Raw genomic sequence first — 10,840 nt, forward strand, 5'->3', positions numbered from 1 at the left:
TCTCTCGCCCAATCCGCACTGAGTTCGCTCCAATGGGCTGTTGGAAACATTTGTCTTGCAACTTCTAAGGGCTTGCGATCTACATACCATAAGCGTTGGACATCGGTTAAATTCGGTTGCACCGCTGTACTGTCCCAAACCATCTTTAACGGGTCTAAACGCGCTATAACCGGTTCCCCATCTATACTGTTTTCGTAATCAAGTCTGGTATCGGTCCAGCCCATGCCACAGATGACAGCATCTTGGAAAGCATCAGAATCCGCATATTCCGCATGTGCCATATCACTACAACGCTTTGATTTATAATAATAATTCATTGTTTTGTATTGTTGAATGAGAGTCTCGAATAACGTAGGATTCTCTCATTTCAAAGCTGTTTATCTTGAATCAATCAAAACCATTCCCTTGCACATCAAAAGCGGGATGAGTGTGTGGATAAAATTTGTATAAGAAAGGATTTAAAAATGGCTCTTATGAACCGTCTTAATGCAAGGTCTGTCGCAACATTGGGGGCTGGCAAATATAATGATGGTTCCGGCTTGCTTCTTCATAAGCGTAAAGATGGCGGTGCTCAATGGATTTATCGTTATACCATTCACGGGCGCCGCCGTGAAATGGGCTTGGGAGCGTTGCGAAATGTTTCTTTAAAAAAAGCTCGTGAATTAGCAAATCAATGGCGTTCTGTTTTGCATGAAGGGCGTGACCCCATTCAAGAACGCAACAAACAAAAGCGTGAAGCAATAAGCAATCTCCATTATTTAAAAGATATTGCACTAGATGCTTTTGAAAGCCGTAAAGCTGAATTAAAAGGGGATGGTAAAAATGGTAAATGGTTTACACCTTTACGCCTTTATATTCTACCAAAATTAGGCTGTTTACCGGTTTCAGAGATTACCCAAACAGAGATACGCAATACCCTTGCCCCTATTTGGCATACAAAAGCTACAACAGCAGAAAAAGCATTGATACGCCTTAATCTTTGTCTCAAACATGCGGCTGCATTAGGTTTGGATGTTGATTTACAAGCAACAGAAAAAGCACGTGCTCTTTTAGGTAAACAACTCCATAAAACACAAAATATACCAGCCATGGATTGGAAAGAGGTGCCGGTTTTTTATAAAACGCTTTGTCAAAAAACAGCTATAACACAACTAGCCTTGCGCTTGCTTATCCTTACAGGCGTTCGTACTTTTCCTTTACGTCACATTCATAAAGATCAAGTTGAGGGGGATATATGGACTATCCCTGCTGAAAATATGAAAGGAAAACGTGATGCTACAACAGAATTTCGCGTGCCTCTATCAACAGAAGCACTAAAAATAATTGAACAAGCCTGTTGTATCTCTAAAAGTGATTTTCTTCTTTCTCCTACCGGTCGTTGTCCCATAGGTGAGAATTGTATGGCAAAATATATGCAACAGATTGGACTTGAAGCACGTCCCCATGGTTTTCGCTCTAGTTTACGCAATTGGCTTGCTGAAACAACTGATGCCCCTTATGAGGTGGCTGAAACTATTCTAAGTCATACAGTAGGAGGACAAGTAGAGCGTGCCTATCGTCGGACTGACTATTTAGAACAGCGTCGTGTCTATATGGATAAATGGGCGGCTTATGTCACAGGTCAATCTTAAGATATGGGGTGCATAACCCCATGATCTGTGGATAACTTACTCTCTCTCTTCTCTCATTCTTTCTCAATGAGACTCATAAATTATCACATCAGAAAATGTATGATAAAATACTGTTTTCTATAGACTAAATACCTTTCTAATGATTCCAAAATGTGCTTAATAAATGGGCATGATTTGTTCCCATTTTTTATTATGAAAGGAAATTATAATGACAGAAAACGATATTCTTTTAACTGACCGTGAAAGTGCAAAATTGCTTCATATGAGTGTTTCAACATTCCGCCGTCATGTGACCAATGGCTCTCTCCCAAAACCTTTAAAATTTGGTTTTTTATCGCGTTGGTTACAATCAGATCTGATCAATGTCATAGAGCAAGCCAAACAGCAACGTTATAACGACGTCGCATAAAAGAAAACCTTGTCACGTAAGGACGGACAAGGCTTTCTCAAACTCATCACCCTAGAGATAGCACAATCCGTCCTATGGTGCAATATTCATAGGATAAAAAAACATGTTTTCTTTTACGAATGCTCAGGGCATCACAAATGCCTTGCGTGGAGTTTGGTATGGGCATTATGGAAGTGCCCGTTGTCCAGCCCATGATGATCAATTGCCTAGCTTATCCCTTGCCAATGGACATGATGGGCGTCTTTTACTCACTTGTTATGCGGGCTGCTCTTTTAGAGAGATCATACAAGCGCTTAGAAGAATTGGCTTGCTGGAAAAACAAGCCTTTGTTGATAAAGCTTATGATCACACGCTCTCTTTCTCAAAACAGAAAGCAGAGAAAGCAAAAAAGATTTGGCAACAAAGCCAACCGATCAAAGAGACTTTAGCAGAAACCTATTTACGCAATCGGGGTATTACGTGTGAATTGCCTGCTGATTTACGTTTTCACGGTAAATGTCCACACCCATTAGGAATGACACTGCCCGCGTTGGTGGCGCTTGTTAAGGAGGCTGGTTCCTTTGCCATTCATAGAACCTTTTTACAAGCCAATGGCTGTAAAACAGATCAGAGACCAGCCAAAGCCATGTTGGGGTCTGTTATGGGCGGTGCTGTGCATTTAAGCCAAGACAATCCAAAACATCTGGTTATTTGTGAAGGCATTGAAACCGGTCTGTCTCTGTTATCTGCTTTGTTATCAGAGCCCGTGAATTTATGGGCTTCTCTTTCAACCCATGGCATGATGCGTGTGAATTTACCCCCGATAAAAGGACGTCTGACAATTGCAATGGACGGCGATGATGCGGGTCGTAAAGCAGGTTTTACCCTAGCTGCGCGTGCTTATAGCCAAGGCTTTGAGGTCTTTATCATGCAAGCCCCTAACGCTTTAGATTTCAACGATTTTTTAATACTGAAAGGTTATAAATAAATTGAGAGAGAATAAAAACAATATTGTATATACCAACAATCAAAATGTTTCATTCAATGATAATACTTGTTTAAAAGCCGTTCCTTATGAAGTCGCCTTGCAACAAAATGGGTGGGGGGAATTAAAACCGATTGGTACAGCTCTCTTACCCGTCGAACCTTTTCACGTTGCACAAGTGCCTTTAACTTTAAGTCGCTATATTTATGATATTGCTGAGCGTCAACAAGCCCCTCTCGATTTTATTGCTGTTTCTGCTTTATGTGGTCTGGCGGCTCTCATTGGAAATGGCGTGCATATTGCGCCAAAACAATATGATGATTGGAAAATTGTTCCTAATCTTTGGGGGGCTCTTATTGGACAGCCTTCAACCATGAAAACACCTACCATGCAAGCCGCTTTAGCCCCTATCACGCGCCTTCAAAAGCAATGGTATAAAGAGTGGTTGAAACAAAAAGAAAGGCAAGAAATTGAAGAGATACTTGAAACTTTAGACAAATCAGAAAAGAAAAAACAAGCCCATAAAGCGCTCAAAAAAGGAGACCTTGAAACAGCCCGTGCTCTTTTGTATGAAACCCTCTCTCAAGACAATGATGATGATGATGTCTCTCGTTTTATTGTCAATGATACAAGCGTTGAAAAGCTTGGGGAACTCTTACAAGAAAACCCCCGTGGTCTTTTGATGGTGCGTGATGAATTATCCGGTTTCTTAACAGATATGGAACGGAAGGAATATCAAACAGATCGTGCTTTTTATTTGGAAGCTTTTAATGGAGATGGTCAATTTACCTATGACCGGATTGGGCGTGGAACCATTTTTATTCCCAATGCAACCCTTTCCATTATAGGGGGTATTCAACCCTCTCGCATTCTGCCCTTTATACGCAATGCTTTATATGGCAAAGGCAATGATGGTTTCTTACAACGCTTTCAAATGTTGGTATGGCCCGATGAGACAAAAGATTGGCAATGGGTTGATAGACCTCCCAATCAAGAGGCATGGGAAACTTATGAAGGAGTGTTTCATTCCCTTTATGATAAACCCCTTGGTTCACCAGAACACCCGCTGGTGATGCGTTTTTCTGCAAAAGCTCAAGAGATCTTTCGTGAATGGATGCAAAAGATTTTTAAAGAAGCCAAAGAGAATAACCTTTGTGAAAGCTTACAAGCGCATCTTTTGAAAATGCCCAAAACCATAGTAAGTCTTGCGTTGATTTTTGAATTGACCGAAGGCGGGCGTTTTGAAATCAATAAAGATGCCCTTCAAACAGCCTTGCGATGGGAAAAATATCTGTTAAGTCATGTCAAAAGGCTCTATGCGGTGGCGGATAACTTAGCAACAGAGGGGGCAAAATTGATTATCGAACGTTGTGATCATTTACCCGATATTTTTACTTTACGTGATATTCATCAAAGAAGTTGGACGCATTTAAAAGACCATGCCATTCTAAAACAAGCTTTAGAGATTTTATGTCGTTCCAACCATATTCGTCAAATATCAAGTAAAAATAGCTCTAAAGGCGGTCGTCCTACCATACGCTATGAATGGAATCCTTTCGTCAAAAGCAACAGCATAAAACAATGAAACGCTGATAATTTTATTTGTTATTCTTCAAACCTTCAAAGATCTTATCGTACCAACAGAGGATTTACGAATGATCTTTGAGGGTTTTTGTTTTATAATTTTTTAAAGAAGAAACATACAGAGGTTCTTTTAAATTTTGTGCCTAAAGATAACCAAAACACAACCTCGATAAGTTTTGAAGGGGTTTTGAGTTTTGACGGTTGCCCCTTTTAGATAAAAAAACAGTAAAAAGTAAAAACGTTATATTTCAATGTGTTAAGATTTTACAGACCTTTAAAAAACAACCTATATTGATAATACAACCTCTAAATTCAATCAATGATATATGTTTCGAGGGGGTTTTGACAATTTTTGCACCGTCAAAACTTATAAGCAAAATTCGTAATAAAACCTATCAAAATACTAATTCTGATATTTTAAAGCCCATAGTGCATTTGTTTTGATTGACAGGTCAATTAACACATCAAATAAATAGCAAACTTCACTATTGTGCTGATCTAAACATGCATCATAGGCTGTGGATAAATAGCCTTTTAAAACCTCTTTTGAAAAAATTTATCCGTTTTTATGCATTTTTCTGCATTTTTTCTCAATTCGTCCAAAATGGATTTAATAAGCTTCATTTTGATTCTTTTGAAAAGAATTAACCCTCTCATATCAAAATGGAGCTCTGTTGTAATATGCTGCAATCTCTTAAGTCTGATCATGAACAAATCACGCTACGTTCTCTCTTAGAATTCTACCGTAAAAAGGCTAAATCACCCCGTGAATTGGGAACGCTGTTTGAAAACCTTGTCATGGCTTATCTCATGCAAGACCCTTTACAAAAGCAAGAATACGAAAAGGTTCAAACTTATTCGGAATGGGCTGAGGAACATGATGAAGATGGGCGTGATATCGGCATTGATCTGGTCGCTACAATCCGTGATCAAGGAGGATATGCGGCTATTCAATGTAAATGCTATGATGCTTCTCACATCATTAAAAAAGAAGATATTGATAGCTTTATAGCTGCCTCTGGGAAAAAGATTTTTACGCGTCGTATTTTGGTTGATAGTACCGAAAGCAATTGGAGTGATAATGCGAACAATACTTGTGATGGTCAAGAGGTTCGCATTCAACAGATTAATCTGTTTGATTTAGAAAACAGTCAAATTGATTGGGGCGCTTATAAAGAACGAGGACAAGCTGTCCTTAAAGAACAACCGAAAAAAAAGCTTTTAGATCATCAGATAGAAGCACTTGAGAGAGTTTGTGAAGGGTTACAAGAAGCAGACCGTGGCAAGCTGATTATGGCGTGTGGAACGGGAAAGACTTTCACTAGCCTTAAGATAGCCGAAACTCTCGCCGGAAAAGGCAAGCGTGTATTGTTTTTAGTGCCCTCCCTTGCTTTGATGTCACAAACAATCCGTGAATGGACAGCAGATACAGAAATCCCCTTGCGTTCCTTTGCGGTGTGTTCGGATACACAAGTAGGCAAACGTCGTAAAAGTAAACAGGATGATGAAGCTGGTCTCGATGCATCAGATCTTGTCTTACCGGCTACCACGGATGCAAAAGAACTTGCACGCAAAGCCAATAAAACTTCTCTTGATGTGATGACTGTGGTCTTTTCAACTTATCATTCCATTCAAGTGATTTCCGATGCACAAAAGGAATATGATTTACCCGAATTTGATCTGATCATTTGCGATGAAGCTCATAGAACAACGGGTGTTGTTTTAGGAACAGACAAGCATGAATCTGAATTTATCAAAGTTCATGATAACAGCATCATTCGGGGTAAAAAACGTCTGTATATGACAGCAACCCCGAAGATCTTTGCTGATAGTGCTAAAAGACAAGCCCATGAGATGAATGGCATTCTGGCGTCTATGGATGATGAAGCACTCTATGGAAAAGAGCTTTATACCTACACATTCTCTAAAGCCGTGAAGAATGAACTCTTAGTTCCTTATAAGATTATTGTCTTAGGCGTTAATGAAGAGGAAGTCAGTCAATCCATTCAACATCTGATGACCGATGAGAATTATGAACTTGCCCTTGATGATAAAACCAAGATCATAGGCTGTTATCAAGCCCTTAGTAAAATAGATCTGAAAGTTGATTTGAGTGATGACTCCAATCCCATGCGGCGGGCTTTGGCTTTTTGTAAAGATATCAAGACCTCTGAACGTATCCGTGACACATTCAATTCTGCAGAAATGCAGAAAGAATTGTATAATCTTCATAAGCTCTATAAAGAGACACCGCCTCTTCAGTGTACCTTTGCGCATATTGATGGAACACAAAGTGCCAAGAAACGCAATGAAGCTCTTGATTGGTTAAAGGAAGATGCGGGGGAAAACACCTGCCGTGTGCTCACCAATGTAAGATGTCTTTCTGAGGGTGTGGATGTTCCTGCTCTTGATGCGGTTATGTTTTTACACCCGCGTAAAAGCCAAGTGGACGTGATACAAGCGGTGGGGCGTATTATGCGCCGTGCCAAAGGCAAGAAGAGAGGCTATATCATTTTACCGGTTGGGGTGCCGGCTGGGATTTCTGCTGAAGAGGCTTTAAAATACAACAAGAGATACAGTGTTGTCTGGCAAGTGATCAATGCTTTGCTTTCCCATGATGAGAACTTTGAAGTAACCCTTAACCAGATGATTTTAGATCAAGATGTCAGTCATACTTTAGAGATTGTTGCCTTAAAGAGTATGACCACGGTTGAAGATAAAATCTATGTTTATGAGAAACCAGAAAGCACGGGTCTTGAGATTGGAAAAGCAGCCTATGAACCTCGTCATAGTTATAAAGGGCAAATGAGATTACCTTTTTATAAAGAGTTTCCCAATGCCCTTAAAACTCTTTTGGCTAAGAAATTTACCCTTGCAGATTATTGGGGCATATGGGCTGGCAATGTTGCTGAAATTGCACAAAACCATATTAATCGTCTTAAAGATATCCTATCCGATGAAACCAGTGAAGCCTATCACGCCTTTGATGGGTTTTATAAAGAACTCAAAAACAACTTAAACAGTGAAATCAAACAAGAAGAAGCGCTTGAGATGTTAGGACAACATCTTGTCACGCGTCCCGTGTTTGAAGCTTTGTTTGATGGCAATGAATTTGTGCAAAACAATGCTATCTCACAAGCCATGGAAAAGATCTTAGCTGAATTGGATAAAACCAATATCAAGCAAGTATCAAAAGAGTTACAAGAATTTTATGACAGTGTGAAATTCCGTGCCTCTGGGATTACCTCCCCCCAAGCAAGACAAAACCTTATTATCAAGCTTTATGAAGATTTTTTTACCAAGGCTTTTCCCCGTACGGTAGAAAAATTAGGAATTGTTTACACCCCCGTTGAGGTTGTGGATTTTATCATTCATTCTGTTGATGAGGTTTTACGCAATGAATTTGGAAAAAGCCTAGGATCACGTGGTGTTTCTATTCTTGACCCTTTTACGGGTACTGGTACCTTTATCACAAGGCTTTTACAATCCAATCTCATAAAACCAGAGGATATGGAATATAAATACCGTTATGATATTCATGCTAATGAGATTGTCTTGCTAGCCTATTACATAGCAGCCATTAATATCGAAGCAACCTATCATGGTCTTATGAAAGGGAATTATATCCCATTCAAGCATATTGGTTTAACCGATACGTTTCATCTTTTTGAGAAAAAAGATCTGATGGAAGGTACTATGAAAGAAAACAGCGAATATTTAGAGCTTCAGAAAAAGCTGAATATCGAAGTTATTTTTGGAAATCCCCCTTATTCCTTGAGACAAAAGAACGAAAACGATAATGCAAAAAATGCTCCCTCTCCTATATTAAATGACCGTATCAGTGAAACTTATGCCGCTTACTCTAAAGCAAATTGCGTACAATCACTTTATGATAGCTATATACGGGCAATCCGTTGGGCAAGTGACCGCATAAAAGACTGTGGTGTTATTGGTTTTGTGACAAATGCTGGTTTTATCAGTGGTCATTCTCTGAACGGCTTACGCAAATGCCTCGTTGAGGAATTTAGTAGCCTTTATATTTTCCATTTACGGGGAAATGCTCGGACTTCTGGAGAACAACGTAAGAAAGAAAGTGGTGGAATTTTTGGTGAAGGATCTCGTGCCCCTATAGCGATTTCTATTCTCGTGAAAAATCCAGAATCTCAACAACAGGGGAAGATATATTTCTATGATATTGGAGATTATCTCACGAGAAAAGAAAAGCTTACGATAATTGAATCCCTTGGAAGTATTGATGGCATTACACGGAGTAAACAAGGTTGGCAAATAATTACACCAGATAAGCATGGCGATTGGCTCGATCAACGTGATGACAGTTTTAACGCCTTCTTAGCCTTAGGTTACAAAAAAGAGTATGATAAAAAACTATTTAAGACTTATTCCTGTGGTATTTCAACCAGTCGTGATGCTTGGGCGTCTAATGCGAGCTATGAGGCTCTATCACAAAACATGCATAATATGATTACTTTTTATAAGAGTGAAATGGAACGTTTTGATGAGAGCTATCCACGTGCTGATCGTAAAGCACGTGCAAATGCTGTAGATAATTTTGTAAACTCTGATGCTAAAAAAATTAGTTGGAGTAGTAGTTTAAAAGAAGAGCTTGTGAGGGGAAAGTTTGCTGAATTTGAAAGTAATTGCTTAGTTCAAAGTCTTTATCGTCCTTTTACACGACAGTGGCTTTACTACAATCGTATTTTTAACCATAGAGTTTTTCAAATGCCGCATATATTTCCTATGGGAAAAGCCGTTGAAAATAGGGTGATACAAATTACAGGTATAGGAATAAAAAACAATTTTTCTGTTTTGATGAGCAAAGTTTTGCCTGATAGTAATATGATGAATGCTAGCCAATGTTTTCCACGGTATCTTTATGAGGATACTGAATCCTTAAAAAATGAAAAACAATCCTATTTGTTTACAAACTCTACAGAAGAAAACAAAATAGCTGGTTTACAAAGGCGTGATGCCATAACTGATGAAGGACTAACCCATTTTAAAGCAGCTTATCCTAATGAAACCGTAACTAAAGATGATTTATTCTATTATGTTTACGGTTTACTTCATTCAGAAGATTACCGTGCTCGTTATGCTGATAACCTCTCTAAAGAATTGCCTCGCATTCCTTGTGTAAAGAGTGCTGAAGACTTTTGGAAATTTGTGACAGCGGGGCGTGAACTCGGTCATTTGCACATAAATTATGAAGATGTGGAACCTTATCCAGTGACCTTTAAAAAAGGCAATCCAAAACAGACTGATATCTCTAATCCTAAAGAATTCTATTATGTTAAAGAAATGAAATTCTTTGGAAATAGTAAGGAAAAGGATAAATCGACTGTTATTTATAATAGTAATATCACAATAACAGATATCCCTCTTGAAGCTTATGAGTATATCGTCAATGGCAAGCCTGCTCTTGAATGGGTTATGGGGCGTCAATGCGTAAAAACTGATAAAAAGAGTGGCATTGTGAATGATGCTAATCGCTATGCTGTTGAAACCGTTGGAAACCCTGCTTATCCATTGGAATTATTCCAAAGGGTTATTACCGTAAGTTTAGAGACAATGAAGATTGTTAAGAACCTACCAAAATTAGAAATTAAAGAAACTGAATAAGCTTATAAGACCTTAAAACTCATAAGGGGTATAGAATATAGCTATATCTCTTTTGTAAGTTAATTAGATACAATCTTAAAAGAAAAAATTTATCATGCGTTCTTCTAAAAAGAAATCATTTGCACTTTTAAACACTGTCATTTGGATTGCTTTAAGACTTATAAGAAATCCCCTCTTAAACAAGATAAGATTTATGTGGATTGCCTCTAAAGATTATACCGTAATCTCAAATGATAGCTTTATAGCTTTCAAAAAACCTCTTTAAAGAGAGTTTTGTATCTTCATTTTGCTTATAGGTTTTGTCTGTTTTAAAAACCCCCAAAACCCCTACAAAACTCCCCAAAACATATTCTATAAGTTGAATTTACGGGTTGTATTGTTTATATAGGTTGTTTTTTTTGAAAAAACATAAATCTTAACACATTGAAATATAACAACTTTTATTTTGGATTAAAAAAATAAAATGATAATGGGTAAAAAGAACCCCCAAAACCTCTAAAACCTCTAAAACTCATAACCATAAGAGCCTTGATAGCATAGCATATGATTATAACTGTCTTTTGAAAGGCTTTAAGAGATCACATGTTTTTTAAAGACGTGTTTTAATCATTCTCT

General features: G+C 38.3%; 5 protein-coding genes and 1 pseudogene. 5 read left to right on the forward strand and 1 reads right to left on the reverse strand.

Going from position 1 to position 10,840, the window contains the following annotated elements; all coding sequences use genetic code 11:
• A pseudogene (locus PVV68_RS08800) lies at positions 1-284 on the reverse strand (phage portal protein); the annotation flags it as partial.
• Between the two features lie 180 nt (positions 285-464).
• Between PVV68_RS08800 and PVV68_RS08805 the strand changes: the two are divergent.
• From PVV68_RS08805 to PVV68_RS08825, 5 genes are all read left to right on the forward strand, one after another.
• The gene (locus tag PVV68_RS08805) at positions 465-1,631 is read left to right on the forward strand and encodes a site-specific integrase (protein WP_273721729.1); all 1,167 of its coding nucleotides are present in this window, start codon (positions 465-467) and stop codon (positions 1,629-1,631) included.
• A 208-nt stretch (positions 1,632-1,839) separates the two neighbouring features.
• Entirely contained in the window at positions 1,840-2,040 is a 201-nt protein-coding gene (locus PVV68_RS08810) for an AlpA family transcriptional regulator (protein ID WP_004856846.1), read from the forward strand.
• Between the two features lie 103 nt (positions 2,041-2,143).
• Entirely contained in the window at positions 2,144-3,007 is an 864-nt protein-coding gene (locus PVV68_RS08815; protein ID WP_273721963.1) for a toprim domain-containing protein, read from the forward strand.
• A gap of 1 nt (position 3,008) precedes the next feature.
• Positions 3,009-4,589: a YfjI family protein gene (locus tag PVV68_RS08820; protein ID WP_273782919.1), complete on the forward strand. Its 1,581-nt coding sequence runs from the start codon at positions 3,009-3,011 to the stop codon at positions 4,587-4,589.
• A gap of 680 nt (positions 4,590-5,269) precedes the next feature.
• Positions 5,270-10,225 (forward strand): type ISP restriction/modification enzyme, encoded by a 4,956-nt coding sequence (locus tag PVV68_RS08825; RefSeq protein WP_273782920.1) that lies wholly within the window; start codon positions 5,270-5,272, stop codon positions 10,223-10,225.
• Positions 10,226-10,840 lie beyond the last annotated feature (615 nt).

The sequence above is a fragment of the Bartonella sp. ML69XJBT genome, assembly GCF_028618515.1.
Lineage (GTDB): Bacteria > Pseudomonadota > Alphaproteobacteria > Rhizobiales > Rhizobiaceae > Bartonella.

What these genes read in the sequence shown, in the direction of transcription:
- PVV68_RS08810 (WP_004856846.1), top strand. Translation starts at nt 1,840, where the DNA reads ATGACAGAAAACGATATTCTTTTAACTGACCGTGAAAGTGCAAAATTG.
- PVV68_RS08805 (WP_273721729.1), top strand. Translation starts at nt 465, where the DNA reads ATGGCTCTTATGAACCGTCTTAATGCAAGGTCTGTCGCAACATTGGGG.
- PVV68_RS08825 (WP_273782920.1), top strand. Translation starts at nt 5,270, where the DNA reads ATGCTGCAATCTCTTAAGTCTGATCATGAACAAATCACGCTACGTTCT.
- PVV68_RS08815 (WP_273721963.1), top strand. Translation starts at nt 2,144, where the DNA reads ATGTTTTCTTTTACGAATGCTCAGGGCATCACAAATGCCTTGCGTGGA.